Annotated in this window: 26 protein-coding genes and 2 pseudogenes; 13 read left to right on the top strand and 15 right to left on the bottom strand. The window is 44.6% G+C overall.

Annotation, left to right across the window (positions count from 1 at the left end; translation table 11 throughout):
- The first annotated feature begins 20 nt into the window (after nucleotides 1-20).
- Both B5D26_RS07450 and B5D26_RS07445 read left to right on the top strand, forming a co-directional pair.
- Nucleotides 21-893 (top strand): quinoprotein dehydrogenase-associated SoxYZ-like carrier, encoded by an 873-nt coding sequence (locus tag B5D26_RS07450; RefSeq protein ID WP_078745105.1) that lies wholly within the window; start codon nucleotides 21-23, stop codon nucleotides 891-893.
- Nucleotides 893-1843 (top strand): quinoprotein relay system zinc metallohydrolase 1, encoded by a 951-nt coding sequence (locus tag B5D26_RS07445; RefSeq protein WP_078745104.1) that lies wholly within the window; start codon nucleotides 893-895, stop codon nucleotides 1841-1843. The genes B5D26_RS07450 and B5D26_RS07445 overlap by 1 nt, the downstream gene beginning before the upstream one ends.
- A 333-nt stretch (nucleotides 1844-2176) precedes the next feature.
- On the opposite strand, the gene rhlB is transcribed toward B5D26_RS07445, so the two are convergent.
- Both rhlB and B5D26_RS07435 read right to left on the bottom strand, forming a co-directional pair.
- The gene (gene rhlB / locus B5D26_RS07440) at nucleotides 2177-3490 is read right to left on the bottom strand and encodes an ATP-dependent RNA helicase RhlB (RefSeq protein ID WP_078745103.1); all 1314 of its coding nucleotides are present in this window, start codon (nucleotides 3488-3490) and stop codon (nucleotides 2177-2179) included.
- A gap of 126 nt (nucleotides 3491-3616) precedes the next feature.
- Complete coding sequence (locus tag B5D26_RS07435) at nucleotides 3617-5119, bottom strand: FMN-binding glutamate synthase family protein (RefSeq protein ID WP_078745102.1); 1503 nt, start codon at nucleotides 5117-5119, stop codon at nucleotides 3617-3619.
- Between the two features lie 213 nt (nucleotides 5120-5332).
- On the opposite strand from B5D26_RS07435, the gene B5D26_RS07430 reads away from it, so the two are divergent.
- From B5D26_RS07430 to B5D26_RS07415, 4 genes are all read left to right on the top strand, one after another.
- Nucleotides 5333-6607, top strand: a complete 1275-nt coding sequence (locus tag B5D26_RS07430; protein WP_078745101.1) for an imelysin family protein — start codon at nucleotides 5333-5335, stop codon at nucleotides 6605-6607.
- A gap of 70 nt (nucleotides 6608-6677) precedes the next feature.
- Nucleotides 6678-8090, top strand: coding sequence for a di-heme oxidoreductase family protein (locus B5D26_RS07425; RefSeq protein ID WP_078745100.1), 1413 nt, complete (start codon nucleotides 6678-6680; stop codon nucleotides 8088-8090).
- The gene (locus tag B5D26_RS07420) at nucleotides 8091-9182 is read left to right on the top strand and encodes an imelysin family protein (protein WP_078745099.1); all 1092 of its coding nucleotides are present in this window, start codon (nucleotides 8091-8093) and stop codon (nucleotides 9180-9182) included. It begins immediately after the preceding gene.
- Between the two features lie 3 nt (nucleotides 9183-9185).
- Nucleotides 9186-10358 carry a DUF1513 domain-containing protein gene (locus B5D26_RS07415; protein ID WP_078745098.1) on the top strand — a complete coding sequence of 391 codons (1173 nt, stop codon included), beginning with the start codon at nucleotides 9186-9188 and terminating at the stop codon, nucleotides 10356-10358.
- 175 nt (nucleotides 10359-10533) lie between these two features.
- On the opposite strand, the pseudogene B5D26_RS16685 reads toward B5D26_RS07415, so the two are convergent.
- From B5D26_RS16685 to B5D26_RS07405, 3 genes and pseudogenes are all read right to left on the bottom strand, one after another.
- Nucleotides 10534-10718 (bottom strand): annotated as a pseudogene (locus B5D26_RS16685) (DUF7000 family protein).
- A 62-nt stretch (nucleotides 10719-10780) separates the two neighbouring features.
- Nucleotides 10781-11164: pseudogene (locus B5D26_RS07410) on the bottom strand (transposase); the annotation flags it as partial.
- A gap of 145 nt (nucleotides 11165-11309) precedes the next feature.
- Nucleotides 11310-11795 carry a hypothetical protein gene (locus B5D26_RS07405; RefSeq protein ID WP_078745097.1) on the bottom strand — a complete coding sequence of 162 codons (486 nt, stop codon included), beginning with the start codon at nucleotides 11793-11795 and terminating at the stop codon, nucleotides 11310-11312.
- Nucleotides 11796-12149: 354 nt separating this feature from the next.
- On the opposite strand from B5D26_RS07405, the gene B5D26_RS16520 reads away from it, so the two are divergent.
- Nucleotides 12150-12281, top strand: a complete 132-nt coding sequence (locus tag B5D26_RS16520) for a phage integrase N-terminal SAM-like domain-containing protein (RefSeq protein WP_078745096.1) — start codon at nucleotides 12150-12152, stop codon at nucleotides 12279-12281.
- A 41-nt stretch (nucleotides 12282-12322) separates the two neighbouring features.
- On the opposite strand, the gene B5D26_RS07395 is transcribed toward B5D26_RS16520, so the two are convergent.
- Nucleotides 12323-12565 carry a Rho-binding antiterminator gene (locus tag B5D26_RS07395; RefSeq protein ID WP_234985230.1) on the bottom strand — a complete coding sequence of 81 codons (243 nt, stop codon included), beginning with the start codon at nucleotides 12563-12565 and terminating at the stop codon, nucleotides 12323-12325.
- Nucleotides 12566-12789: 224 nt separating this feature from the next.
- Here B5D26_RS07395 and B5D26_RS07390 point away from each other — a divergent pair, with 224 nt between their 5' ends.
- Complete coding sequence (locus B5D26_RS07390; RefSeq protein WP_078745094.1) at nucleotides 12790-13293, top strand: tellurite resistance TerB family protein; 504 nt, start codon at nucleotides 12790-12792, stop codon at nucleotides 13291-13293.
- A gap of 112 nt (nucleotides 13294-13405) precedes the next feature.
- Here B5D26_RS07390 and B5D26_RS07385 read toward each other — a convergent pair whose 3' ends face one another.
- The 4 genes from B5D26_RS07385 to B5D26_RS07370 all read right to left on the bottom strand — a co-directional run bounded on the left by B5D26_RS07385 (nucleotide 13406) and on the right by B5D26_RS07370 (nucleotide 19127).
- Complete coding sequence (locus B5D26_RS07385; RefSeq protein ID WP_078745093.1) at nucleotides 13406-16729, bottom strand: CHASE domain-containing protein; 3324 nt, start codon at nucleotides 16727-16729, stop codon at nucleotides 13406-13408.
- Nucleotides 16730-16756: 27 nt separating this feature from the next.
- The gene (locus tag B5D26_RS07380) at nucleotides 16757-17623 is read right to left on the bottom strand and encodes an HDOD domain-containing protein (protein WP_078745092.1); all 867 of its coding nucleotides are present in this window, start codon (nucleotides 17621-17623) and stop codon (nucleotides 16757-16759) included.
- 94 nt (nucleotides 17624-17717) lie between these two features.
- Nucleotides 17718-18224: a M48 metallopeptidase family protein gene (locus B5D26_RS07375; protein WP_078745091.1), complete on the bottom strand. Its 507-nt coding sequence runs from the start codon at nucleotides 18222-18224 to the stop codon at nucleotides 17718-17720.
- Between the two features lie 306 nt (nucleotides 18225-18530).
- Entirely contained in the window at nucleotides 18531-19127 is a 597-nt protein-coding gene (locus B5D26_RS07370) for a DUF3010 family protein (RefSeq protein ID WP_078745090.1), read from the bottom strand.
- Between the two features lie 143 nt (nucleotides 19128-19270).
- Here B5D26_RS07370 and nudC point away from each other — a divergent pair, with 143 nt between their 5' ends.
- The 5 genes from nudC to B5D26_RS07345 all read left to right on the top strand — a co-directional run bounded on the left by nudC (nucleotide 19271) and on the right by B5D26_RS07345 (nucleotide 23124).
- Entirely contained in the window at nucleotides 19271-20086 is an 816-nt protein-coding gene (gene nudC, locus B5D26_RS07365; RefSeq protein ID WP_078745089.1) for an NAD(+) diphosphatase, read from the top strand.
- A gap of 121 nt (nucleotides 20087-20207) precedes the next feature.
- Entirely contained in the window at nucleotides 20208-20399 is a 192-nt protein-coding gene (locus B5D26_RS07360; protein ID WP_078745088.1) for a hypothetical protein, read from the top strand.
- Nucleotides 20396-21961 carry a CHAD domain-containing protein gene (locus B5D26_RS07355; protein WP_078745087.1) on the top strand — a complete coding sequence of 522 codons (1566 nt, stop codon included), beginning with the start codon at nucleotides 20396-20398 and terminating at the stop codon, nucleotides 21959-21961. The genes B5D26_RS07360 and B5D26_RS07355 overlap by 4 nt, the downstream gene beginning before the upstream one ends.
- A gap of 3 nt (nucleotides 21962-21964) precedes the next feature.
- Complete coding sequence (locus tag B5D26_RS07350; protein ID WP_078745086.1) at nucleotides 21965-22714, top strand: ParA family protein; 750 nt, start codon at nucleotides 21965-21967, stop codon at nucleotides 22712-22714.
- A 5-nt stretch (nucleotides 22715-22719) separates the two neighbouring features.
- A complete protein-coding gene (locus B5D26_RS07345; RefSeq protein ID WP_080051865.1) occupies nucleotides 22720-23124 on the top strand; it encodes an NUDIX hydrolase in 405 nt (134 codons plus the stop codon).
- 30 nt (nucleotides 23125-23154) lie between these two features.
- On the opposite strand, the gene miaE is transcribed toward B5D26_RS07345, so the two are convergent.
- The 5 genes from miaE to B5D26_RS07320 are packed head-to-tail and all read right to left on the bottom strand — an operon-like array spanning nucleotide 23155 to nucleotide 25880.
- Nucleotides 23155-23775, bottom strand: a complete 621-nt coding sequence (gene miaE, locus B5D26_RS07340; protein WP_078745136.1) for a MiaE family protein — start codon at nucleotides 23773-23775, stop codon at nucleotides 23155-23157.
- A gap of 22 nt (nucleotides 23776-23797) precedes the next feature.
- Nucleotides 23798-24226 (bottom strand): DUF1289 domain-containing protein, encoded by a 429-nt coding sequence (locus B5D26_RS07335; RefSeq protein WP_078745084.1) that lies wholly within the window; start codon nucleotides 24224-24226, stop codon nucleotides 23798-23800.
- A gap of 5 nt (nucleotides 24227-24231) precedes the next feature.
- Nucleotides 24232-24507 carry a membrane protein insertion efficiency factor YidD gene (gene yidD, locus B5D26_RS07330; RefSeq protein ID WP_078745083.1) on the bottom strand — a complete coding sequence of 92 codons (276 nt, stop codon included), beginning with the start codon at nucleotides 24505-24507 and terminating at the stop codon, nucleotides 24232-24234.
- 55 nt (nucleotides 24508-24562) lie between these two features.
- Complete coding sequence (hisI, locus tag B5D26_RS07325) at nucleotides 24563-25003, bottom strand: phosphoribosyl-AMP cyclohydrolase (protein ID WP_078745082.1); 441 nt, start codon at nucleotides 25001-25003, stop codon at nucleotides 24563-24565.
- Between the two features lie 16 nt (nucleotides 25004-25019).
- Nucleotides 25020-25880 (bottom strand): metal ABC transporter permease, encoded by an 861-nt coding sequence (locus tag B5D26_RS07320; RefSeq protein WP_200810636.1) that lies wholly within the window; start codon nucleotides 25878-25880, stop codon nucleotides 25020-25022.
- Nucleotides 25881-25893 lie beyond the last annotated feature (13 nt).

Raw genomic sequence — 25893 nt, 5'->3', positions numbered from 1 at the left:
AGCGGTGCAAGGAGGCAAAAATGTTGAAACAGAAACTCAGGGACAGTTGTTTACTGCTCACGTTAAGCGGTGTGCTAGGTTCAGGTGTCGCCTACAGCGACAATCACAGCCTCAATGCTGAAAGCCATGCGCCAACTACCCAAAACGCCAACCCACTGATGGATGTGATGTGGGATTTTATGCGCGAGCAATTCATTGGCAGCCAGCCTTGGCAATATAGCGATCAGGTTAAAATCACGCTGCCTAGTTTTGCCGAAGATTCTACACAAGTGCCTGTCATGGTCAGTGCCAACATTCCGCAGGCACAACAGCTGATTTTGTTTGCTGACCTTAACCCCATTCAAAAAATCGCCCAATATCAGGTGCAGCAAGGTGAGCTGCCCGATGTTGCGTTACAGTTTCGTGTCCAACAAGCCACCCCTGTACATGCACTAGTACAAGACCAAACCGGACTTTGGCATGTGGGGCGCGCTTATGTTGATGCGGCAGGGGGAGGCTGTAGCGCCCCCAAAGTAGCGGCCAATAATGAGGACTGGTCGAGCAATTTAGGACAAGTTAACGGGCGGCTCTTTCAAAATGCCAATCAACAGCGTTTAAAAGTGCAAATATTCCATCCAATGGATACAGGATTAATCGACGGCACGCCTGCATTTTGGCTGAACGAGATTGAGGTACAGAACGAACAAGGCACCGCTTTGGGGCTATTGCGACTCTCTGAACCTGTCAGTGCTAATCCAAGACTCACTTTAAACTTTAAGCAGGTGCAGAACCAAGGTCTTCAATTGTCGATGCGAGACAATGATGGCAATCACTTTCAGTCACCGCTTTATCAATCTGCTGTGAATAGCAACGCCTTGGAAACCACAACTCAACACAGCAAGGGAGAACGCTAATGGTACAGATCACCCAAACCTTGCCGTCTAGAGTGTTGCACCAGTGCTTAGTCAGCTTAGCGTTGTTATTCAGTTGCTCGCTATATGCCAACATCGACTACCCCATTGCCCCTGAAAAAATTGCCAAAGACACTTGGGTGCTTTGGGGGGCTAATGAGATATTCAGCGCTAAAAATGGCGGCCATATCGCCAATATCGGCGTTATTATTACGGCAGAAGCCAGCTTGGTTTTTGACTCTGGCCCATCAAAAGGCTTTGCCGATGCGCTCAACGCTTGGATTAAAACGCAAGGGGGCGGTCCTGTGCGTTATGTGCTCAATAGCCATGCACACCCTGATCATTTTTTGGGCAATCAGGTGTTTCAAAAGTCTGCTCTCATGGCCGCAGCACCCACCCGTGATGCTATCGCTGAAGAGGGTTCTGATCTGGCGGAAAATCTTTACCGTATGGTGGGTGCCAAAATGCAAGGCACGCAGTCGGTCACCCCTGAAAAAATTGCCACCAACCAACGTTTTAATTTGGGGGAGCATCAGCTAGAGATTAAAATCTTAAACGGCCATACCAACGCCGATTTAGTGCTGTTTGATCACAGCACAGGTGTGTTGTTTACTGGCGACTTGGTGTTCTACCAACGGGCGCTTACAACCCCTCATGCTGTACTAAAAGACTGGTTGACCAGTTTAGATCAGCTGGATCAACTACCTTACAAAACCTTAATTGCAGGTCATGGCCCTATAGATCAAACCCGATCGGCTACAGCCCAAACTCGGCAATATCTATTGTGGCTTGATAAGGTGATGCAACAAGGTGCTGAACAGGGGTTGAGCATGGCGGAGATGCTAAGCCAGTGGCGCAAGAACCCTTTGAGAGAGATTGCGCTAAGCGAATATGAGTTTGTCCGTTCTTTAGCGCACTGGTATCCCGCTTACGAAGTGGCAGCTTTAAAATAAAATTCAGCTAAAACACGCAATTTTTTAAGCACAAATTAAAAAAGCCAACTAAAGTGATAACTACGCACCGAAATGAAAGCGCCTGTGCTGTTCACTCAGGCCTCTAAGGGCTGTAGGTTGTGATGTGGTTCTCCTTAACAAGCAGTTGCTTGTTGTTCAGGGTTTTAACCCGCTCTTATTACCGACTCAATGAGTCGGTTTTTTTATCACTAAAATCTTTATAAAAGGATGTTACAGAACGGGGTTGCTCACCAAATAAAACAACCCCGTAACTCATTGAGCTGCGGGGTTGTTTTATGACTCACTTTTATTCTGAGCTAATCGAAGTAGCCTTCAATCGTTATCAATTAAGCTCATGTCGGGATGTTGGCACTCGATCTTACGGCCAATGAACTCTTCAATGTCTGGCAGTACAAAAGCATCTTCTTCGCCAATAAAGCTGATTGAAACGCCCAGTGAGCCAGCACGGCCTGTACGGCCAATACGGTGAACATAGTCCTCTGGATCATCGGGTAGTGTGAAGTTCACAACATGACTGACGTCGTCGATATGAATGCCTCGGCCTGCAACATCTGTTGCAACCAGTACTTGAATCTTGCCTTCACGGAAGCGCTCTAACGTTGAGATGCGTTTACGCTGTTCAACTTCGCCAGACAACATGGCAACACTGACATTGGCTTTGGTGAGCTGTTCGCATAAATCACGCACACGATCACGACGGTTGGCAAATACGATAACGCGATCCCAACCCTCTTTGCGCATTAGACTGATTAAGAGCTTTTCTTTGTCTGAGTCGGCTACGATGTAAGCATGTTGCTCAACATTAACGTTGGTTTGCTCTTCAGACTCAATTTCAATTCGAGCAGGTTCCAGCGTCCACATCGAGGCAAGGTTTTCAACATCTTGTGGATAGGTTGCACTGAACAGGAAGGTTTGACGCTCTTCTTTTCGTGGCGTAGCACGAATAATGCGTTTTACGTCTGGAATAAAGCCCATGCTGAGCATGCGATCAGCTTCGTCTAGTACCAATACTTCAACTTCACCTAGGTTTAGGTCGCGCTTCTGGTAAAAGTCGATCAAGCGTCCCGGTGTTGCCACCATAATATCGATTTTGCCACGTAGCTGTTCACGCTGACGTTGATAGTCAATACCACCAACAATCGTCACTACATTGAGCTTGCAGTAAGTGTTCAGTTGCTCCGCGTCTTTGGCAATCTGCATCACCAGTTCTCGCGTTGGCGCTATGATTAACGCTCTTGGTGCACCGTTTTTCTGTAAGCCAGGCGCTTCCTCTTCTAGGAAGTAGCTCATAATGCTGATCAGGAATGCCGCTGTTTTGCCTGTTCCTGTTTGCGCCTTTCCGATCAGATCCTTACCTAACAAAGTATGCTGTAAAGATTGGGCTTGGATCGGTGTGCAGTAATGAAAGCCGGAGTCTTGAATGGCACGCATCAACTCAGCTGGCAGGTCAAAGTCATGGAATCTTAACTGGCCTTCTGCCTCAGGCACTTCAAACTGTGAAATATCCCATGTTTGTTGATCAGTGTTAGGTGCACTCTGTCGTGAGTGGTGCTCTGGACGGCGACGTTGATGGTTTTTCTTTCTGAAATGTTTACGACGTGGCTGGTTTTCAGTTGGGTTGGTCACTTGTATCTCGTCTCCTGAAGCCCCGTTCTAGCGGGGCTTGGTATGGCAGAACACGCAGTTCTGCCCTCTCTTTATGTACTATCAATCACCTATTTTGGGCTATTGTCGCAGCTTTTGCGGAATAGCTCAGTTTTTTTCTCGCAACGGGATGTAATTTCCTGGATAGAGTCGAGCAAGGTTTTCTGATAAGCCCGTTGCAGTCACCATATGAGCATGGTGGCGGTGCAGTCCTCTTGGCTCTTTTGCACCACAAGAGTGTGCAATAACGCCCAATTCATTGATTAAATTTTGATGGTATTGCTTCACTCTCACAGATTTATCCGCAGGGTTTAAACCGCCGTTAAGTTTAGTGTCGTGGGTGGTAATGCCTGACGGACAGGTATTTTTATTACACTGAAGTGCTTGGATGCAACCCAGAGCAAACATAAAACCTCGGGCAGTTACGCAGAAATCTGCACCAATGGCGATAGCCCAAGCAACCTCTGTTGGATTGATCAGTTTGCCAGATGCGATAACGCGTACACGATCACGCAAGCCAAAGGCTTTTAACATATCGACAACCAAAGGCAGGCTTTCTTTCAAGGATAAGCCGACGCTGTCCATCAGTGGCATTGGCGCCGCACCAGTACCACCTTCAGCACCATCAATGGTTATAAAGTCAGGGGCAGAAGCTTCACCGCGATGGTTAATTTCGGTAAATAACTCATCTAACCAATCGTGTGTGCCTAACACAAACTTAATACCCACGGGCTTGCCTGTTACCTCACGCACGCGAGCAATCATCTCTAACAAGTCTTGTGGGCTGTTAATTTCTGGATGACGATTAGGGCTGATGGAGTCTTTACCTACTGGGATACCGCGAATCTCTGCAATTTCAGCATTTACTTTTTCAGCAGGTAAAATACCACCCTTACCAGGTTTGGCACCTTGGCTGAGCTTGATTTCAAACATGCGAACTTGTTCTATAGCGGCCAACTGACGCAGTTTGTCATCACTAAGCTGGCCATGTTCATCACGTACGCCATATTTAGCCGTACCAATTTGCATCACAATATCGCAGCCACCAGAAAGATGGTAAGGGGACAGCCCGCCTTCGCCCGTGTTCATCCAGCAGCCAGCCATTTTAGCGCCGGTAGACAAAGCTGTAACCGCAGGAATAGACAATGCACCGTAGCTCATACCTGAGATGTTCAGAATTGATTTAGCCATAAATGGTTGGCGGCAGTAAGGGCCAACCTCTAGGGCTGGAGACTCAACCGCATCTTCTTTTAATGTCGGGTATGGCGTATTTAGAAAAAATACCGCACCAGGCTTATGAATATCACGGCTTGAGCCGAAAGCAACGGTGTTATCAACGTTCTTAGCGGCACGATAGGCCCAGCTTCTTTGGGCGCGGTTGAAAGGCAACTCTTCGCGATCCATTGCAAAAAAATACTGACGGAAAAACTCCCCCATATACTCAAAGAAATAACGGAAGCGCCCAAGTACAGGGAAGTTTCGACGAATTGTGTGGTCAGTTTGGTTCTTGTCCACTATGTACATCACCAGCACTGAGACAATACCTGCCAGTAAGACAAGACCAAAAAGAATAACCGCAACATCCAAAATCAAAATAGCAAACTGATCCATAAACGTCCTTTTTCGGTGCATTAGGTTAGAAGTGGCTGATCATACTAAATTTTTAAAAAAATTGATTCTGTTAATCAGTTGATATGATTTATCTTCAAAAATACTATTGATAATATTTATCATTTGTATTTAAAATAAAAACTATGGATTAATTAGGCAGCACTCCCATTAACTGCCAAGCACTCAGATTCAATAAATCATCAAAGGATTTTTATGAAAAAGCGCACCCTATCATTAGCAATTGCATTGGCCGTCAGCGTAAGCGGTTGCAGCCTGATGAGCACCTCAAATGCCCCTAAAAGTGCTGAGCAAGCAGTGGTCGAAAACTATGCTAACTTAGCTTATGCCACCTTTGATGATGCCTATTTAACCGCACTTGATCTGCAAAACGCAGTGGATATGTTCTTAGCGCAACCAAGCGCTGCAGGTTTAGATGAGCTGAGAAATAAGTGGAAAACAGCTCGCATACCTTACCAACAAAGTGAAGTGTTCCGCTTTGGTAATGCCGTGGTTGATGACTGGGAAGGCCAGCTCAACGCATGGCCTCTAGATGAGGGGTTAATTGACTACGTTAGCGCTGATTACTACCAGCATGAGCTTGGAAACCCTGGTTCAGAATTGAACATTATTGCCAATCAAAACGTTCAGTTTGGCTCTGAAACCCTGTCGCTCACAGAAATCACGGCAGAGAAGCTGGCCAGCTTAAATGAACTAGGCGGATCAGAAGCAAACGTGGCAACAGGTTATCATGCCATTGAGTTTTTGCTGTGGGGGCAAGACTTAAATGGCAGCAATAAAGGGGCTGGTGAACGTCCTTATACCGACTATCTGCAAGGTGCAGATTGCACAGGGGGCAACTGTAGTCGTCGCGGTCAATACTTAAAAGCAGCCGTTGAACTATTGGTGAGTGATCTAGATTGGATGCGCCAGCAATGGGCCGAAGGTGGAGATAACTACCGTAAAACACTGCTGTCAGAACCCGCCGAACAAGGGCTACGTAAAATGCTATACGGCATGGGTAGTTTATCTTTAGGCGAACTAGCGGGCGAGCGCATCAAAGTGGCGTTAGAGGCTAACTCAACAGAGGACGAACACGATTGCTTCTCAGACAACACCCATTACTCGCATTACTATGATGCTAAAGGTATCCAGAATATTTACTTAGGTCAGTATAAGCGTATGGACGGCTCTTTAGTGAGCGGCGCAAGTTTGAGCGATCTAGTAGCCGCGCAAAACTCAAGTCTTGATCTGCAAGTACGTAATCATTTCGATAACACTGACAAAGCGTTGCAAGCCATTGTTGATTTGGCAGAAGGCCCACGTCAGATTAAGTTTGATATGATGATTGCCGCTGACAATGAAGAAGGCCAAGCGTTATTAAATCAAAGTATTCTCGCCTTAGTAGAACAAACACGCGCCATTGAACAGGTGGCAGAAAGTTTAAAGGTTGATGCATTAAACCCTGACACGGCTGATCACGAGTTCTAATCACAGCCTATTTTTCCAATAGAAAACGGCCTACGGGTCGTTTTCTGCTTTCAGCAAGGATAGTTTTCTGATGCAGATCAATTTATCAACTTGTTTTCTACTTGGCACCCTTATCAGCCACTCCGCTATTGCAGGTATTGCGCCTGAAGCCCGTTTAGGGGGCCAAACCAGTGTAGATCAGCAGGATCGCAACGCGTTCTCTTTGCCTGCTGCTAATCTTTCTCCTATGCGCCAGTTGGATTTCAAAGTAGGTAACAGCTTTTTCAAAGCACCTTGGGTGCTGGCACCTTCTAGCACTACTGCTCGTGATGGGTTGGGGCCTCTTTTCAATACCAATGCTTGCCAAAACTGTCATGTGAAAGATGGCCGAGGGTTGGTGCCGACTCACAATGCTCAGCGTGAGGCCAATACAGAACAGGCTATAAGTTTGTTTCTACGCTTAAGTCGACCTGCATTAACGCCAGAAGAGAGGCAGCAGCAGGAAAAATTTGGCCCGCTGAATGATCCTGTTTATGGGGGGCAGCTGCAAAACTTTGCAACCACGCAGATCACGCCAGAAGCAGAAATGAAACTGAGCTATCAGCCTCGTCAGGTGCGCTACGCTGATGGTCATCAGGTTGAGCTGCGTGTTCCTCACTATGAGATCATTCGCTTGGCTTATGGGCAGCCCTCAGCAGGGCTAGAGCAGTCTCCACGTATTGCGCCTGCGATGATTGGTTTAGGTCTGCTAGAACTGATCCCAGAAGCGGCTATTTTAGCCAATGCAGATCCAGAGGATAACAACCAAGACGGTATATCAGGTAAAGCAAATCGCGTGTGGGATATTGAGCAACAGTCTAGTCAACTAGGTCGTTTTGGCTGGAAAGCCGGTCAACCCACACTGAAACAACAAAACTCAGGGGCTTTTGCAGGCGATATGGGTTTAACCACTCGGCTGCATCCTGAAACAGACTGTACCGCTGCACAACCTTGTCATTTGAGTGCATCTGGTGGTGAGCCTGAAGTCTCTGATAAAATACTCAACCATGTCACCTTCTATACTCAACACTTAGCAGTGCCCGCACAGCGCAACACTCAAAAACCTGAAGTGCAGGCAGGCTATCAGCAGTTTAATGCCCTCGGTTGCCAGAGCTGCCATATTGAACATTGGCAAACAGGGCAAGCCGCTGACAGGCCAGAGCTGTCACAACAAAGTATTCGCCCTTTTACTGACTTGCTTCTGCACGATATGGGATCAGAGTTAGCAGACCAGCGCCCAGAATTTCTTGCCAATGGTCAAGAGTGGCGTACGCCACCACTTTGGGGAATAGGTTTAAATCAAGTTGTGACAGGGCAAGAAAACTATCTGCATGATGGCCGAGCACGCACACTAGAAGAAGCGATTCTGTGGCATGGTGGTGAGGCTCAAAGTAGTCGGGAAGGCTTTAAAGCTCTTTCTTTAGAGCAACGGCAACAACTGATTCAATTTTTGGAGTCTTTATAGATGTTATTTTCACGCCATGCGTTGTGCAGCGGTATTGCTGTTGCATTGATTAGCTCATCAAGCTTTGCCTTTGACTACGACGAGATGATTGCAGAGGGCGTTCATTATCCTGAACAGTTGATGCGACAGCTGATTCAAACTAATCGGCAGTTCGGTTCACAGGTTCGTATGGCCTGTAGTACCAGAGCAGCACCCACAGTGATGGCGCAGTGGTCATTTCTACCTGAACTACAGCAAAAGTGGCTAAATAGCGTACACATTTGGCAGCAACTTGAGGTCTACCCGCTTGGCCCTAACACCGATGCTAGCGTGCGCCTGAACATTACATTCTGGCCTGATCGTAAAAACTTGGTTGAGAAAAAGCTAAAGGGGCTGCTGGCTCAAGGTCAACAGCCTGAGCTTGATAAGGGCGGCGTTGCAGTACAAGGTTTTGCTGCCAGTGAATATTTACTATTTGACCCTGTCTTATTACAGCAAAAACGTAATACCGAAATTTGTCCCAGCCTGATAGCGATCAGTGAAAAAAGCTTACTCAATAGCCAAGATCTACTCAGCCGTTGGCAAGAAAGTGTCTTTTTGTCGGACTGGCACGACGCAGCTTTAGGTAATGAAAGCTTTGCCAGTGCCAAGCAGGCGGCAGGATACTTACTAGAGGGCTTAGCCCAAAGTGCGGAAACAATTGCCAAGGATAAATTAACTAAGCCGTTTCGATTAGACAAAAAAGGCGGACAAACCAACCGATACTTAGCTGAAAACTGGCGTAGTGGTCAGAGCTTATCCAATCTAAACCTTAACATTAACAGCTTAGGCCAAATTTACTTTGGCTCAAAACCTCAACAGGCTTCACTACATCAGCTCTTAATCCATCTGGGCTACGCTGATGAGGCGACTCAAATTGAACAGGCGTTTAACCAACTCAAACAGCAAGGTTTAAAGCTTGAGCAATTAGGCGAACATGCTTTTATTGATGAGCAAGGTCGTGAGCAAGCCGAGCAATTACAGCAGCATCTTGTAGAGTTTGAAAAGGCGCTGAAGCAAACGTTACCGCACTTCGGCTTAGCGCAACGCTTTAACTCTAAAGATGGAGACTAAGCTATGTTGAGCAAATCCCTCTCTAGACGACAGCTACTTTCAACGCTAGGCAGCACCGCAGTTGGCTTGTCTGCTAGCGGCCTAGGAGGGGCTGGCCTGACATTATTCAGCCAAAGTACACAAGCATCTAGCCAGCCAGAGCAGCAGTATTTGCAGCTCGCTAGTAGCGCAACCCAAAAGATAGAGAAAGATAAACAACATCAGCTACTCAGCTTGCAGGGGGCTACCCTAGGGCAAACGATAAGTGGCTGGCGGGGACACCAAGTTGCCGTCTCCCCAGATCAGCGCTATTTGGTTTCGATTGCTCGTCGTCCGGGGCGACAGTTATTAGTTTTAGACCAAACTACAGGGCAACATTTTAGAGTACAAGCCGCAGAGCAGCGTCATTATTACGGGCATGGCATATTCTCTGCCGATCAACGCAGATTCTATTGCCCTGAGAATGATTACGATAATGCCCGTGGCGTTATTGGTGTTTATGATGTCAATGCGGGCTTTAAGCGTATTAATGAGTGGAGTAGCTACGGCATAGGCCCACATCAAATAGCATGGCTGCCTAAAGCCGACCAGCAACCAAATCCAATTATGGTGGTTGCCAATGGCGGTTTAGAAACTCATCCAGACTATCCGCGCATCATCCTTAACCCTGATAGTATGCAGCCTAATCTCAGTTACATTGATCAGAGTGGCGCTTTAATTGATCAGGTTAAACCCGACCATCATCAGCTTTCTTTAAGGCACCTTGATGTGACAGAAGATGGTCAGGTTTGGGTGGGCGCTCAGTATCAAGGCTTGGTTCATGAAAGCCCAACATTAATTTTTAATCACCGCATAGGGCAAAAAAAGCTGCAAGAGGTTGATGCACAGCCAGCACTTTGGGCAGAGCTGCAAGGCTATATTGCCAGTGTGTCGGCACATCCCAAACAAGACACTCTCTGCATTACCGCGCCTAAAGCCAATAGCGTCACCTTTTGGCAACGTACTACAGGACAACTTATTGCAAGGCAAAAACTAAGCGATTGTGCTGGGGTTTGCGCCCATCCTTCGAAACCCTTTTACATTGTCAGCAATGGAGAGGGCGATCTAGTGGTGTATCACGCCAGCACTGGCAACATCATGTGGCAAACGCGCTTTGACCAGTTGCACTGGGATAACCATCTGACGTGGATTGGTTGAATCGCAAACTTAATAAGCGAGTTGCATAAGATTTTAGTCAGCTCTATGGGTATTTCATCGCTAGATTAGATTTTCTAAATATTTAACGCACAAAGCAGCGGCCGAGCGTAGCGAGACCCAGCCCCGAAAGGAGTACAGCGTATTGCGGTCGGATTAATTGGTTTGTTATGCGCCACTACTCGTACGCCTCTAGCGCTTCAAAAATCTCCTTTGATAGTTCGACAAATAAACTGTGAATAGATACTGATAACTTCTCGATATTGTCAAAATCAGGATTGGCGAGTATTACAACTTCAAAGACTGACCATTCTGGCATTGAATCTTCGTCTACCCACTTCTCAATTTTTTCCAAAAACTAATCTGAACATCCTTTGTTTGCCCTAGCAGCCAAAGCTCAAAGTGTCCTGTTTGATTAGAGCAGAACAGACCAACAGTACCTGTTCAAACAGATCTTCAATAGACTGGGGTTGGCTACTGACAAAATGAGCGATTGTCGTAAAGTGCGGCACCGTATCGCAGGATAGGGCTTTAAAGATGATGTTGGTTTCACAACACCACTGGATCTCACGGCTGGAGGTGATGCCTTTAGAATAAGCAAACAGGATAATTTTCAGCAGAATAGCCGGATCATAAGCCGGACGGCCTTCTCGGTCATTTTTGTAAGGCTGATGAAACGCGGAAAGATTCAACTTTTCAGAGATCAGATAATGCAGGGCATGCTCAAAAGTACCGAGCTGCAACTGATCCTGATAATTGATCACCACCATCGACGTTTGGTTGTAGTCGTAGTGCCTGAATCGAGCCATCACCGCCTCCTGCGTTTGAAAACCCGATCAGAGCATAGTTCTGGAGGTTTTTCTACAGCCTGAACGCCAGCCATAACCGGAGGCAAAAAATTGCAGAGCAAGGAACGAGCGGCGCAACTTTTTGACGTCCGAGTTTATGGCATTGTTATGTGCTGGATTCATCTGAATGTCGCTCCAACAGCATGATTTTGCTTGAAACATCTTCTATATCTTCTTGTGTTTTTCTTAATTGAGTAGATATGACTTTGACGTCCCCACCAGTTGCTCGCATCATTTCTTCAAGGTTGTCTATGGCTCTTTTTAATGCTCCATTTTCTAAAGCCACCTTATGAAACTCTGACTTTATATCATCATATCTCTTCCCGATTTTTTCATTTTCAGTAACTAGTGATGACACCAGAATTCGCAGCCGATCAATTTCTTTAACTTGGTCTTCGGAAAGAACGCGATACCTATCCAGCACTTGGTTAATGCTATCTTTATGTTCCGAGGAGAGTGATTTTACGCCCTCTAACAATATTTTATTTTCATCAAGATAGCGCCTAAACAACACCCAGAATACGCCAGCAATCACAATCAATCCCGTCAATGCGGGCCATTGCTCAATTAACGAGGTAATTACTTTCTCCATTATTTACGTGTCCGGTTGGTTCTTTTGCACATAACATTTTAATATCAGGCATGCTCATTTTGCCGATTTCAATATACCGACATATAAACAAAGAAGTGTTTGATTAGAAAGGAAAAATCCATTTTCTGACCTGACTGCTTCCCTGCTAAACGCGCATGCGCGTTATCACAAATAACCGTGCGCCTGTTATTTCGGTCACGATTTCTATAAATCATTGATTTTGCAGCTTATCCGGTTTCATCGTACTGGTAAACCGAGTATTAAGTCGAGCAAACTGAGCACATTTTCCTGCAAAAACCAAAATATACTGTATATTAAACCATAAAAGCACAAGTATCACATGGAGGGTGATTTATGGCTAAAAGTCCATTTCTGGAAGGTATCCGATCAGAGATACGGCTGCGCGGCTACAGTATGCGAACGGAGAAAACGTATATTCACTGGATTAAGCGCTTTATCTTTTTTCATCAAAAACGCCATACATAATCTATCGAATCCCTCTTGAACGCTTTGTTAGGTGCTGGCTCTCAATCAAAGGAGACCTCTTGAAAATGTGGGTTATTGACCGACACCTTCAGCTTACTTATTGAATCTAAAACCACTAAGAGATCAACACCTTTAGTTTGAAGCTTGATACATTCTTCATTAGCTTGATTTCGAGCTGTATCTATAGCTTTTCCACTGATTATTGAGCCCGACTTCATCGTCAGCTCCACTGGATACTTGAACAAACAAACTATCTCAATGTAGTCATAATCACTGCAACTCATCATGTTTACATCCTTGATGATAACCAATTTACTAACGGAAAATTCGGACACTCACTCATTTATATCTGAAAAATCAACATTGCAATAGCGCTTACTCCTCGCATAGCTTTTAAAATATTCTTCTTGTGTTAGGAACTTTTACGCAAATTAATGGCCTACGATAGGGCAAACAGGCGAAACCAAGCCTGTCGCAAAGTAATATCACTATCAACAGGAGTCACGAAATGGGTTTGTTTGATATGTTTAAAGGGGATACTGGCACTCAGATGACACCTCATCTGGCGTTTGCGACCTCTTTATTGTACATGATTGCAGCAGATGGCGAGTTTGATAATGAAGAAGTTGGCCAGCTACTGTCAGTGCTAGGTGGTGAGAAAAGTGGTGGTTCTATTGGTGTTGGCGCCAATAACCGTGCGTTACTAGACTCTGCTCAGCGTTATATCCGTAGCCATACGGTTGAGCAGTTCTTGCAAGAGGCAGCGCCTTTGCTGTCTGACGCTCAGAAGATGTGCATTCTGACAAACTTGGTAGACTCTTCTCTTTCTGATGGCCAAGCAGAGCCTGAAGAGCAAGTTATGTTTGCCAAATTCCTACAAGCATTTGGCATTGCAGAAGATCGCTTCCGTCCCTTCTTTGAAGTGCTTGCACTGAAAAATGACCGTGGTGTCTTTACTCAAGAAAACCATCCAAAAAATGCACCTGGTTTTCAGGTGTCATTGTCTCAATAAGCTGGCGTGATGCATTCTTTACTAGGTTCAATCGTATGAGCAGCGGTAAAGGTTAAAGCTTGGTTTTTAAGTGACTAGGGCTCACCTCTCAAAGGTAAGCCCTAGTTACGTTTTATCGCTTTTGACTGGATAGATACTCAGTCATTGCTTCTCTAAGTGTTTGGTAGCTTTGTTCTAACTCTGTTAGCAACAGGTTGCTCTTTTCGATGTCTTTATTCTTAACCGCTTGTTCTAGCTCTAATGCCAATTGCTGTACTTTAATGCCCCCCACGTTAGAGGAAGCACCTTTAATTCTGTGAGCAAGCTTGGCGGTTGCCGTAAGCTTTTGTTCTGTAAAGCTTTCTCGTAAAGCAATAATATCAATGTCGCAATCTTGTTGAAAAACCTCCAGCACATTTCGAATCAGCTCAGGCTCATTCAATAGCCGCGCTTCCATTGCTTTAATGTCAAAATCGGTAGGCGTTTTTACAGGCTCTGTAGACTTTATGGATGTCTTTACCTGCGCATTATTCGATGATACATAAGGTTGTTCAATGGTGCCTTCTGCATTGGCAGGTAGCCATTTTTGTAAGGTTTGTACCAAAATACTTCTTTCTATGGGTTTACTGATATAGTCGTTCATACCAGCAGTTAAACATGCCTCTCGGTCACCTTGTAGCGCATGGGCTGTCATTGCGATGATAAGCAGGGCTTGTTCTGGTAGAACTCCGCGGGTAATTTCATTAGCTCGAATACGACGAGTTGCCTCGTAGCCATCCATCACAGGCATTTGGCAATCCATTAGAACAAGGTCGTAATGATTTTCTGTAATCATTTCGACGGCTTCTTCGCCGTTATTGGCGATATCTACGTCAAAGCCATATTTATTCATCACCCCTTGGGCAACAAGTTGATTGGTTAAGTTGTCCTCAACTATTAATACTGTTCGACCTTGCCATGAGTTTACTTGCTCGAAGCTAGGCGCTGCATTACTGTCAGGAAAATGCTGTACTAATGCTTGTGATTGACTAGGCTCTACTGGTTTGCATTTATCACAGGTATTTTCAAGCATATTGAGCGGTAAAGTAATAATAAAACTGCTGCCCATCTCTGGAATGCTCTCAACAGTGATATGTCCTCCCATCATTTCAACAAGCTGCTTACAAATCGCAAGTCCTAAACCTGTGCCGCCAAACTTCCGGGTTACAGAGCCATCAGCTTGAGTGAAACGCTCAAATAGCTTGTCTTGTTGCTCAACAGTTAAACCTATCCCTGTATCTACAACACGGAAGTGCAATAACGATAGCTTTGCGTTCTCAAGTGCCAGCTGCATTGGCTCTACTTCACAATAAACCGAAACTCGCCCTTGATGGGTAAATTTGAGGGCATTACCCACTAGGTTGGTCAGTACCTGACGTATGCGATTCATATCGCCTTCAAAGCATTGTGCTTGCACGTGATTAGCAGGGCAGGCCCAGCCTAGCCCCTTTGAGCTGGCTTGTAGCGCGAAGTTTTGGTGAATTGTGCTGAGTAATTCTGTCAGTTCAAAAGGCTCATTTTCTATTTCAAGTTTGCCAGCTTCAATTTTTGAAAAGTCTAAAATTTCGTTAATAATGCTCAAAAGTGACTGGGTGCTTGTTTGAGCGATCTGCGCTAACTGGCGCTGTTCATTTGATAGATTACTGTCTAGTAAAAGATCAATCATGCCTAGGACACCATTTATAGGTGTTCTAATTTCGTGACTCATATTCGCCAAGAATTCGCTTTTAGCCTTACTGGCTGCCTCAGCCGCCTCCGCTGTTTTAGTTTGCTCTATTTCTGAGCGCTTTAAACGTTGGTTGGCAGATATTAAATCATCGGTACGGACACGCACTTGGCGCTCAATTTCAGCTGTATGGCTAGAGACAATAATGACCAGCCAGCCTAGTAAACCCGATACTAGAAAACCACTGGCAAGTAATAAATGCACGCCCCAAGGTTGATGGATAAAGCTTGATTCGCTGACTTGAACAAGTAACCATTGGTCGCCACCAACCGCAATATGGTGACTTTGGTACATGGGAAAGGTAGCACTGTCGTGCTCTAAGGCAACAGCGTCAGCGTCAATATCGCTCCATGACGATTGAAATAAGAGTTTTTTGCCTTCAGGCGCATCAATATCTAACAATGCCAGCTTTGTGTTAGGTAGTAGTTCGTCAGAAAATGCTTTTTTAGCAATATCACCTACTTTTAGTACAGCAGTGGCATAGCCTAGTAATGAGGCGTTATAGGACTCTGACTCAAACACAGGTAAAAACATTAGCACGCCTGCCTGAGAACCTGATGCTTGCACCAACTGTATAGGCGCAGTGGGGTACTCCATTCGAAGCTCTGCTGCATGATCTAGAGCTGCTTTTCGATCGGCTTGTGAATAAACATCATAGCCAAGGGCTTGCTGGTTTCGACCAAATGGTTCAATTAAGCTGACCACTACGTGTTGCTTACGAGGCTGAGCTGGGACTAACTGCCCATGTGCTGCGCGCTCCATTGCTTGAAATGGTTTAGATAGTGCTTGCGAAGCGTAAAGCTGCTGCATTTTTTGATTAAACTTAGGTAAGTCTGAACCTGTTACTACGGCGTTCCAAGATAGGCCGTGTAGCACGTCGCTACGCGTTAGAATAGGCTGAGTATATTGATAAAACTCATCGGGGGTTGGGTTGGGTAAGACACGCAGTAAACCTTTCAATCCATAGAGTACATCTGCTGCATTATGAATTTGTGCTTGTAATGATTCGCTCAATAATTTGGCGTTGTTTTTAAATTCATTGGCCTGTTTGTTTTGTTCAAAACCAGCGGCCATAACAGATAATACTGCGGTCACTAGGGTAATAATTGCGAGAGCGACAATTAATAGGGGTTTCTTAGACAGCTCAAAGTGCGTGAGTTTAGGGAACAGTGCGAGTAACCAAGGCATTACAACAATAATGCCGATACTATCTCCGGCCCACCAACTGAGCCAATTGCCTAAAAACTGTGCTTTAGGTAAAACACCTAGCATTAATAAAGTACTACAGCTTAGAGAGGCATTTACCAACGCGCTGATTGGGCCGCCAATGAAGAGAAATTTTGCTGAGAGAGCTAAGTTGTTAAACGAAAAAGGAAACCCTACAAAAGATCTAATAGCCCAAGCGCCAACCCATGCTTGTAGGCTTGCTCCCATTGCAATTGCTGCTGGAATTAAAAACTGTAGCTCTTGTGTATTAGTGGTTAAAGATATATAAGTGTTAACTAAAAAAGAGCCAAGAAAGACACCTAATAAAGACCAGCGGCCTAAAAGAAGCACCGCACCCAAAGCAATACCTGATGCAGGCCAGATGATAGTGGCAAAGCCAGGGGGGATAGCAATAAGCTGCCCAAGCATACCCAGAATGAAATAACTAAGGGCAGTGCCCAAAACTGTGCGCACAATAATACTCAATGCAGTAACACCTCAAATGGCTGCTATTCAGTCATTCTCTCGACTTTCTAGTAGGCTGATAAAGTCTTCACGCAGATCCAAATACTCAATGTCGGGTAACCCTATATATTCTAGAACCACACTGAGCTGGGGCACAGGTTCACTGCTGTCATAAATACGCCAGAAACGTCGATAAACGGTGCTGATGTCTTTAGCTAAAGTGAGTACTGATAGTAGAAGTTTGCCCTCATCCGAACATGGTAGCGTGCCTTCTAAAACAGTTATAACTGTTGGTTGGTAAGCGATCGCTTCACAGATTGAATCTGGCATATACCATAGATGTGCTATTTCAGCGCCGACCTGAAAGTGGTTGCTACCAAAACGCTTTTGTTCGTCATTTTGCAATGACAATAAGTCTTGCGCATTTGCTTCGCGTAAAAATGCTTTGAAATCAGGATGGCTTTCTAACATCAGCGGTATACCACAGTCATGCATCATCCCTATAGAGTAGGCTGTGTGAATGTCAAGACCTGTATACTTTACGGCAATGCTTGCGCAAATCTCCGCAACCTCTGTAGCACTATCCCAGAAGCGGTCTAACCGCTCTGTAGTGCTTAAACTATTCTTTAAGGCGGCTAAACGCACAATTGAAAATAAACGGTCTAAGCCTAAAAGTGTAATAGCGTGATTAATGTCGGTGATTTTATGATTGAGGGCGAAAACTGGGACGTTTACTGCGGCTAGCACACTGCTATATAGATAAACATCTTTGCGTAAAATAGCAGCTATCTGCTCAGTATTTGGCTCCTGAGCCTTCATAAGTTCAACAATAGAAACCAATGACTCGGGTCTAGAGGGAATGACATAAGGTTTCTGCCCAGCTTTTTGGTTTTTCCAACTGTGGATCATGCTCATGCCACCAATCCTTATTGATCAATATCCAAGGTACTTTAATTATTAATATAGGCTAGATTCGGCCTGATTTTATTGCAGATTCTTCTTCAGCAACCTAATACAGCCGTTCATTAGACTGAGACTGCCAAAGTAGCAACAAGCGTAAATCAAGTTCTAGCTGAAAATAGTCAGGTTCGATGTGAGTGCACAGTTGATAAAACGCTTTATTATGTTCACGTTCTTTCAAATGCGCTAACTCATGTACAACTATCATGCGTAAAAATAGTTCTGGGCAGTGCTTAAAGACAGGATCAATGCGTATTTCATGACTGGCTTTGAGCTTTCCGCCATGACCACGGGCAATATGGGCATTGATTCCAAGTGCATGGTGCTCGACACTGATCTTTGGATCAAAGCTGATACGGCGCAAAGGTGGTGCTTTTTTCATGTAGCTATTCTTTAGCGACATAGCGTAATCATACAAAAGTGCATCTGTAACTATGTTGTGACTACTGGGGTATTTCTTCTTAAGGTATGCATCCAGCTGATGATCATCGAGTAAGCGTTGCACTTGCTGTAGAACAGTCTCTGAATAACCGTTTAAAAACGCAATGCCTGCCACTGTCTATCGCCTTAGTTTGATTAGTTAAAATATGCCGCGTACTCATCGGCCAAAAGTGTAAACCAGATTAAAATCAATAGCATAACGGCGACAATAGAAATACCACCCCAAAATCCAGGAGGCCGCTTTTTCATCGTAAAACTCCTTCTCATAAGACTAAATAAGAAACGTTATGCTGCTGAAAATAGCATGTTATTAAGTCGAGAAAAAGTCTGGTACAGCATCTCTTTTGGTCATAAAAAAGGTATCGAGCGCCTTGGCACTCGACACCTTTAATGATGCTATGTAGAAAACGCTATTGGTAGATTAACGTTTCCATGGGTTAAATTTTTCTGCTGAGGCATTCTCTGGCTCTTGAGCCGCAGCTGGTTGTTCTATCGGAGTTTCCACTGCTTGTTTTGTTTTTGCTGTTTCGACAGCATCACTAGCTTTTGCAGTATTAAGCTCGGGTTTAGTTTTGTTAGCCAAAGCAACAATTTCAGGCTTGTTGAGGAACGCAAAAGCCGTCACAAACGCAACTTCTTGAAATGCTTTTAAGCCTGTTTGTGAGAAATCGATAGGCAGCGGAGTGTGCTTCAACTGCTCTTTAATTTTGCTTGGAGCGAAGATTGTAACTGGCATATTGCTTAAAGCCTGTAAAGCGCCTTCAAGCTTAAAACCAACTGCACCGCCTGCAAATTTACCTTTGTGCAAGCGCTGGCGAATCACGACTTGCTCTACTTTGTAGTCTTCCATTAGCTTACGGAAAGACTGTTGAAAAAAGCGCATCTGCTGTTGATCATCACTGTCTTTGATGCTGAAGCGCACTTGACGGCAATCAGGGATATCAAACAGCTCCCCAGACTTGGATAACAGACAAATTAAAGCTTCATTGCCTTTCAGTTCAACACCACAAACTCTCATAACACACCTGCTGACTAATTGAGCGGACATTATAAACGGAATCTGAGCATACCGCGATGAATCGGTGAGAGAAATAACTTTAGGGCTGTCATTCATTTGTCCCTGTTATAAACTGCTTTAATCAAATGTATTAAGGAAACATCATGTTGTGGACTCGTCATTGTGGAACAGCAGAGCTACCTGTCCAAAGCAGACTCTTGATTTTTATCGGTCATAATCTAATCGTAGAGGTAGATCAAGCGTCACCGCTATTGGCTGCCAATCAAGTCGCACATGAACTTCCAGAGCAAACATGGCGTTTTGTGGCGGAATATCAAGGCTATCCTGTTTATTGTACCCGCAGTCCTGAATGGCAAGACTGGCTTGAAGATAAGCCTTTCAGTCAAGCCAGTTTTAGATCGCTCTTGATGAGTATCGACGCATCCTGTTTTGAACTTATTGCCAGTGCCAGCCAACTATTGACTTGGGAGCAAGACCATAACTATTGCTGCCGATGTGGTACTCGTACTCATATTCATCAGCACGAAAATGCAATGTGCTGTAGTGCCTGTGGTTATCGTCAATATCCACGTATCAACCCTTGTGTCATCGTGTTGATTACTCAAGGTGACCAAGTGTTATTAGCGCGAAATGCCAGCTTTAAGAGCAATTATTTCAGTTGTATTGCTGGCTTTATTGAGCCCGGTGAAAGTGCCGAACAAGCGCTTCATCGAGAGGTCAAAGAAGAGGTGGGCGTTGAAATTAAAAATCTGCATTATATTTCTAGCCAAAGTTGGCCTTTCCCACATTCATTAATGTTAGGGTTTATCTGTGAGTATGCAGGTGGTGAAGTTAAGGTTGATGGTCATGAGATTGTCGAAGCACGATGGGGGCGGTTAGAGGACTTTCCTGCACGTCCTGGTAGTTACGCAATATCTGGCCAGTTAATGGATTACTTTCAGCAGCAGCTAGATCAATAGGGGCTATATAAGCATTTCAGTTATATTTGCAGGTTGTCATTATTTTGTCATTTGATTATGCATGCCAATTTTTGCACAATAAATGACGTCATTATGTCATGATTGGAATGAGTAACGCCTGATGGATAAAGATGAATCTGGCGAAAAAACCAAAAAAAACACATCGCTCAGGCTCAAAAATGAGACCCTTAAAGCCTTAAAGATCAAAGCGATAGAGCAAGACAGTAGCATTCAAAAAATTGTTGAGCAACTGGTCGAAGATTATCTTGCTGGAAGGGTAAAACTGAAAACAAATGGAAGTAAGTCAAAATGATTAAGCATTCCCGGTGGCTGGTTCAGGATAGTCAGAAAACCGAACAGATACTGGAAAAACTGCAAGCGCACTTTACCCTTGAGCCGATGCAGATTCAGCAAGAAACCTTAACCTTTTATGATGATTTTGAATGGCGTCTTTGGAAAAAAAATAGACTATTAGCCAGTAACCATAAAGGATTAACCTTCTTTATTAACCACCTTGACCTTAATGTCTATCGTGCAGAACCTGTGCCTAGTTATGCAGAGAACTGCGTCGATCCTCAGCTAAAAGCCTATGTCTCTGCGCATACTGATATTCGTCGTCTATTTCCAATGGCCGATATGGAGGTTGAATACTATCAATATGCACTGCGTAATGAAGACCTGAAAAAAGTGTGTGATTTGAATATCACACAAACAGGCTTAGGCGCGATGCTGGAGTTAAGTGGTTTGCGTGGGTATGAGAAGGAATACCGAGAAGCACTAGGTGTTATTTTATCCTCTGAGCCAGACAGTCTAGAGCGTCACATATTTCAGCTCAGTTTAGAGCTGTTGGCTATCTGCCCAACCTGCTATAGCCGCAGACCTGTATTTATAATGGGTGAGAATGACAATGCCGCAACAGCGCTAACCAGTATTCATACGACGCTTTGGCAGAATGTACGGTTAAACGAAACAGGTATTGCCGCTGACTGGGATAAGCTATTTTTGCATCAATACCGTGTTGCATTACGTCGTAGCCGAGCTTTGTTTACTCAGCTTAAACAGGTTGTAGGTATAGAAGCGAGCCAGTATTTTAAACTCAGTTTAGGTGATCTGGCACGTAGAACTAATACCCTGCGTGACCTAGACGTTTATCTTCAGCGTCAAGATGAATATAAACAGCTGCTGCCACAGCAGTTTCATCAAGGGCTTGATGAACTATTTAGCGAGTTTGCTAATAAGCGTAAGTTGGCTCATCGTTCACTTGCGCGCTGGATAAAAAGCCCTGCCTATCAAAGTAAAATTGAAGAAATCGAGCAGCAACTTGCTAGCCTTGATTTTAAAGAAAGTAAACAAGCACTTCAGCCCGTTCAAAAGCTAGCCGCCAAGCGTTTGCTTAAGAGTTACGAAAAAATCGTTGCTCAAGCTCAGCTTATTACACCGCAGTCTGTTGATGATGAGATCCATGATATTCGTCTAGAGGCGAAAAAGCTTCGCTATCTACTAGAGTTTTTTACTGGGCTATTTCAAGAAAAACAGGCAAGAAAGAGCTTGAAAACACTACTTAAGGCACTGAAAAAATTACAAGATAGCCTAGGGGATTTTAACGATTTTGCCGTACAGCGAGAGTATCTTGAGCACTGGATCAGCTCCCCAGACATTGGCGAGCTAGAAAACCATAGTGGTGCCCAGTCATCAGACAGTATTGTTGCTGCAGTGCATGCCTTGTCTGGCGTTTTGTTCGTAAAACAACAAGACCAACGTCTTGATGCAGAGATCCAACTGAAGGCTTTTATTGAAAATGATATGAGTCTAGCTCTAGCGCAGCTGTACTTAAAACCTGAAACTACGACCCTGCCTGCACATCAAAAGGATTGAAGTATGAAGATACTCGCTTGCTACAGTATTAAAGGCGGTGTTGGTAAAACCGCAACCTCTGTGAATTTAGCTTATAACGCAGCTCAAGCAGGTTATCGCACGCTATTAATAGACTTAGACTCACAAGGCGCATCCTCTTTTTACTTTCGTGTACGCTCCGGTAAAAAGCAATGGGGAAAGCGTTTTTTTGATACCTATGAGAGTCTTTTAAAGCAAATTAAAGCCTCTGACTTTGATGGTTTAGATATCATTCCTGCCCATCAGTCGTTCCGACATTTTGATGTTTTTCTAAGTGATATAAACAAACGCCAACGCCGCTTACGCCAAGTGCTGAAAGGACTAAAAAAAGAGTACGACTTGATAATCTTGGACTGCCCACCTAGTTTAAGCTATCTCAGTGAGGCGGTGTTTCAAGCTGCCGATATGATTGTTGTACCAGTAATACCAACCACTCTTTCTGAGCGCACTTATGAGCAGTTGCTAGAGTTTTTCCGTGATAAAGACCTTCCTGTTGGTCAAGTTTACCCATTCTTTTCAATGGTTCAAAAGCAGAAGCAACTACATAAAACGACAATTGAGCGGATGCAGAGTCGATACAAACGAACGCTGATTACCCAAGTGCCCTTTTCAAGTGATATTGAAAAAATGGGCGAGCATCGCACTCCTGTTGCCTGTTTTGCAGCCAAAACAGCAGGTGGGGAAGCCTATCTAAACTTATGGCAAGAAATTCAACAGCAGTTAGAGAGCTTATAATTATTATGGCTGATCACAAGGAACGTATAGCCGCTCTGCTGATTCGACATCGGAAAAATCGTGCACCAGAGGTATGTTTAGTAACCAGTAGAAAGCATGGTCACTGGATGATTCCGATGGGTAAAACAGAGAAAAAGCTTTCTAAAGCAGGCGTTGCACGGCTTGAGGCTTATGAAGAAGCGGGCATGATTGGAAGGTTAAGTCAAAGTTCAAAGTTCAAAATTTCAACTTGCTCGGGTATGAAAAATAAAAAGCGTACGGTTTGGGTTTTTGTTATTAAAGTTACAAAAACACTGCGCCGTTGGCCAGAGCAGAAAGAGCGCAAACGCTGCTGGGTTGAATTAAATAAGTTAAATCGAGTAATGGCCGACCAAACAATCGCCTCGGCAATCATGAAGCGCTTTCGTTAGCGCTTCATGATTAGGCCAGTTCAAAGTCGTTTAGGAAGCTGCTGTCTCAGTAGCTGCCAACTCAGGCTTTAACACTACTGGGCCACTGTGAAAGCGGAAAGTATCGTCGTCAGATTCAATAAGTTCTTTTTCGATACCAGCAAAAAACGCAATGCGATCCTCAATAGGCTCTTTCGAATAGAGTTTGGCTAACTCTAAATAGTCGCGGTAATGACGACCTTCAGAGCGCACAAGTGAACGATAGTATTTGGCCAGTGGTGCATCTAAGTGTGGGATAAGCGCCATAAAACGCTCACACGAGCGAGCTTCGATAAATGCCCCAATAATTAGAATATCAATTAATCCGTTATGGTCTTTACGCATGTGCTGGCGCAAGCCATTGGCGTAACGTGCAGCGGACAGGTGTACATAAGGGATCTTACGCTCTTCAAGAATGCCCACCACTTGTTCAAAATGCAGTAGCTCTTCACGGGCTAACTGTGACATTTTCTTCAGTAGTTCAGTGCGATCTACGTAGCGATACATCAAGTTCATGGCATTAGATGCCGCTTTTTTCTCACATTGCGCGTGATCAATCAGCAAAATATCAAGATTTTCGATCGCTTGCTCTACCCAAAGCGCAGGGGTACGACAAGGTAGAAATTGATACATCTCTTCAAGTAATAGGTCTATATTATTTTTCACGAATTAGCCTGTTTATTTCATCTAAAATCTGCTGATTGAGCTGTCGGTAAAGGTGTTCAAAACTTTGATTTTGACCCTGTTCAGTGAGCGCTAAACCGTAAGCCTCAATATTTTGAATACGGTGTGCGCCTACTCGCAATAAATCAACCACCCAGCACAATGGGGAAAAACGCTGAGTATAACGAATTCTGCGCTGAAGCAGTTGCTGCTCTAATTGATCTTTATCAAGTAAAACGAAATAGCGCCCCACAATTGTCTCCGAGGCTTGCTCTATACGCTGCTGTACAAGGTTACGTTGGTTTTGATTCAGTGTTGCCCAAGATAAAATTTCATCTGCACTACGTTTACAGCCACGGCAATATTCATCACCCAAAGTGGTGCTACATAAACCGATACAAGGGGATTCAATACGCGCCATAATAACTATTCAAACGGCTCTTTTTTCTGAGTTTGGGTATGGTGTTGGCAAGGCTGCGCAGATGAGCATTTTTCAGGCACAGGGTCATAGCCGCCCTTGGCAAAAGGATGGCAACGGCCAATGCGCTTAATTGTAAGCCATGTACCTTTAATTGCCCCATGCGTTTCAAGAGCCTCAAGAGCATAGCCTGAGCAGGTCGGGTAATAAATACAGCGTTGAGGCAGCACGGGACTGATGACATAGCGATAAAACTTGACCAGTAATTTAAGTAACCATTTCATTGTGCTAGCCCTACTGTTTTGGCCTTAACGACTTGTTGTGGTAACCCTTGGGCCTTTATTTATAAAGTTGCGCAGGATCAACCAAAGGATCTTGATCTACCTTCAACTGTTCGCCTTCCACCACAGCATAAAAACAGCTGCGACGTCCGGTGTGACAGGCGGCTCCAGTTTGGTCAACCGATAATAAGATAGTATCGGCATCGCAATCTAAACGCAGCGCTTTTAGGTGTTGTTCTTGACCGGATGATTCTCCTTTACGCCAATAGGCTTGACGTGAACGCGACCAGTAGCACACTCGACCTGTGCGTAGGGTTTCTTGAATCGAATCCAAGTTCATCCACGCCATCATCAAAACTTCGCCAGTATCATATTGCTGAGCAATCGCAGGTACTAAACCATCAGCATTATATTTAATGTTACTTAGGGCTTCTTGCAAGTTAAAGCCTTGATTAGTTTCCGCTTTTTCTACGGTTTTCCAATTGAATGATTCACTCATGGTGCGTCCTTTGGGTTCAGTTAGCTATGTTTGATTTTGAGGCCGAGTCAGGGCTTTGCACCGGTTTTTTACGGGCCGAAATCAGACTAGAGATAATAAAACTGCCAGCAGCTAATAAAATAATGGTAGCGCCCGCTGGTAAGTCTGGCTGATAAGAGATTGCCAAGCCTGCTGAGGTGAATGCCAAACCAAGTAAAGTGGCTAACCCCATTAAAGCGGACAAAGTGCGGACATAATGTCCAGCAATTGCAGCAGGTAGTGTCAATAAGGCAATGACTAAAATCAGCCCCACGACTTGAATTAGCAGCACCACTGTTAGTGCCACAATGCAGAGTAATAACAGGTATAGCAAATTGACAGGCAAGCCCCGTAAGCGGGCAAACTCAGGGTCAAAGGCTACCGCTTGAAAGGGTCGATAAAGTACTAGGATGGTTAGAATAATAATGCCATCCATGCCCGCCATCAGCCATAAATCACCATCTGCCACCAATAAAATATTACCAAAAAGATAACTCATTAAGTCTACCTGATACCCCGGTGTTTGGCTGATAAATAAAATACCAAGCGCCATACCAGAGGCCCATAACGCCCCAATCAAGGTGTCTTCACGGGCTTGCCAGTAAAGCTTCACTAGCCCAATCAATAAGGCGGAAATCACCGCTGCGATTAATGCACCTACAAAAGGCGAGCCACCAAAATAATAGGCGATACCCATGCCGCCCATGACGGAGTGTGCAATGCCTCCGGCAAGATAACTGATGCGCATGACCACAACATAGGTGCCGATCAGTCCACAGGCGATGCTGGCCAGTACACCTGCAATTAATGCGTATTGTAAAAAGCTTTGCTCGGCTAAGGCGGCAAAAAATTCCATCATGATCTCTCAATCT

The organism is Oceanospirillum multiglobuliferum, assembly GCF_900167095.1.
GTDB lineage: Bacteria > Pseudomonadota > Gammaproteobacteria > Pseudomonadales > Halomonadaceae > Oceanospirillum > Oceanospirillum multiglobuliferum.
The sequence above is the reverse complement of the archived record's forward strand: the minus strand, read 5'-3'. Positions and strand labels throughout refer to the sequence as shown.

Excerpts from the sequence above, each read along its gene's own strand:
- B5D26_RS07450 (WP_078745105.1), top strand. The coding sequence starts at position 21 with ATGTTGAAACAGAAACTCAGGGACAGTTGTTTACTGCTCACGTTAAGC.
- B5D26_RS07445 (WP_078745104.1), top strand. The coding sequence starts at position 893 with ATGGTACAGATCACCCAAACCTTGCCGTCTAGAGTGTTGCACCAGTGC.
- B5D26_RS07435 (WP_078745102.1), bottom strand. The coding sequence starts at position 5,119 with ATGGATCAGTTTGCTATTTTGATTTTGGATGTTGCGGTTATTCTTTTT.
- B5D26_RS07430 (WP_078745101.1), top strand. The coding sequence starts at position 5,333 with ATGAAAAAGCGCACCCTATCATTAGCAATTGCATTGGCCGTCAGCGTA.
- B5D26_RS07425 (WP_078745100.1), top strand. The coding sequence starts at position 6,678 with ATGCAGATCAATTTATCAACTTGTTTTCTACTTGGCACCCTTATCAGC.
- B5D26_RS07420 (WP_078745099.1), top strand. The coding sequence starts at position 8,091 with ATGTTATTTTCACGCCATGCGTTGTGCAGCGGTATTGCTGTTGCATTG.
- B5D26_RS07415 (WP_078745098.1), top strand. The coding sequence starts at position 9,186 with ATGTTGAGCAAATCCCTCTCTAGACGACAGCTACTTTCAACGCTAGGC.
- B5D26_RS07405 (WP_078745097.1), bottom strand. The coding sequence starts at position 11,795 with ATGGAGAAAGTAATTACCTCGTTAATTGAGCAATGGCCCGCATTGACG.
- B5D26_RS16520 (WP_078745096.1), top strand. The coding sequence starts at position 12,150 with ATGGCTAAAAGTCCATTTCTGGAAGGTATCCGATCAGAGATACGGCTG.
- B5D26_RS07395 (WP_234985230.1), bottom strand. The coding sequence starts at position 12,565 with ATGAGTTGCAGTGATTATGACTACATTGAGATAGTTTGTTTGTTCAAG.
- B5D26_RS07390 (WP_078745094.1), top strand. The coding sequence starts at position 12,790 with ATGGGTTTGTTTGATATGTTTAAAGGGGATACTGGCACTCAGATGACA.
- B5D26_RS07380 (WP_078745092.1), bottom strand. The coding sequence starts at position 17,623 with ATGAGCATGATCCACAGTTGGAAAAACCAAAAAGCTGGGCAGAAACCT.
- B5D26_RS07370 (WP_078745090.1), bottom strand. The coding sequence starts at position 19,127 with ATGAGAGTTTGTGGTGTTGAACTGAAAGGCAATGAAGCTTTAATTTGT.
- nudC (WP_078745089.1), top strand. The coding sequence starts at position 19,271 with ATGTTGTGGACTCGTCATTGTGGAACAGCAGAGCTACCTGTCCAAAGC.
- B5D26_RS07360 (WP_078745088.1), top strand. The coding sequence starts at position 20,208 with ATGGATAAAGATGAATCTGGCGAAAAAACCAAAAAAAACACATCGCTC.
- B5D26_RS07355 (WP_078745087.1), top strand. The coding sequence starts at position 20,396 with ATGATTAAGCATTCCCGGTGGCTGGTTCAGGATAGTCAGAAAACCGAA.
- B5D26_RS07350 (WP_078745086.1), top strand. The coding sequence starts at position 21,965 with ATGAAGATACTCGCTTGCTACAGTATTAAAGGCGGTGTTGGTAAAACC.
- B5D26_RS07345 (WP_080051865.1), top strand. The coding sequence starts at position 22,720 with ATGGCTGATCACAAGGAACGTATAGCCGCTCTGCTGATTCGACATCGG.
- miaE (WP_078745136.1), bottom strand. The coding sequence starts at position 23,775 with ATGTATCAATTTCTACCTTGTCGTACCCCTGCGCTTTGGGTAGAGCAA.
- B5D26_RS07335 (WP_078745084.1), bottom strand. The coding sequence starts at position 24,226 with ATGGCGCGTATTGAATCCCCTTGTATCGGTTTATGTAGCACCACTTTG.
- yidD (WP_078745083.1), bottom strand. The coding sequence starts at position 24,507 with ATGAAATGGTTACTTAAATTACTGGTCAAGTTTTATCGCTATGTCATC.
- hisI (WP_078745082.1), bottom strand. The coding sequence starts at position 25,003 with ATGAGTGAATCATTCAATTGGAAAACCGTAGAAAAAGCGGAAACTAAT.
- B5D26_RS07320 (WP_200810636.1), bottom strand. The coding sequence starts at position 25,880 with ATGATGGAATTTTTTGCCGCCTTAGCCGAGCAAAGCTTTTTACAATAC.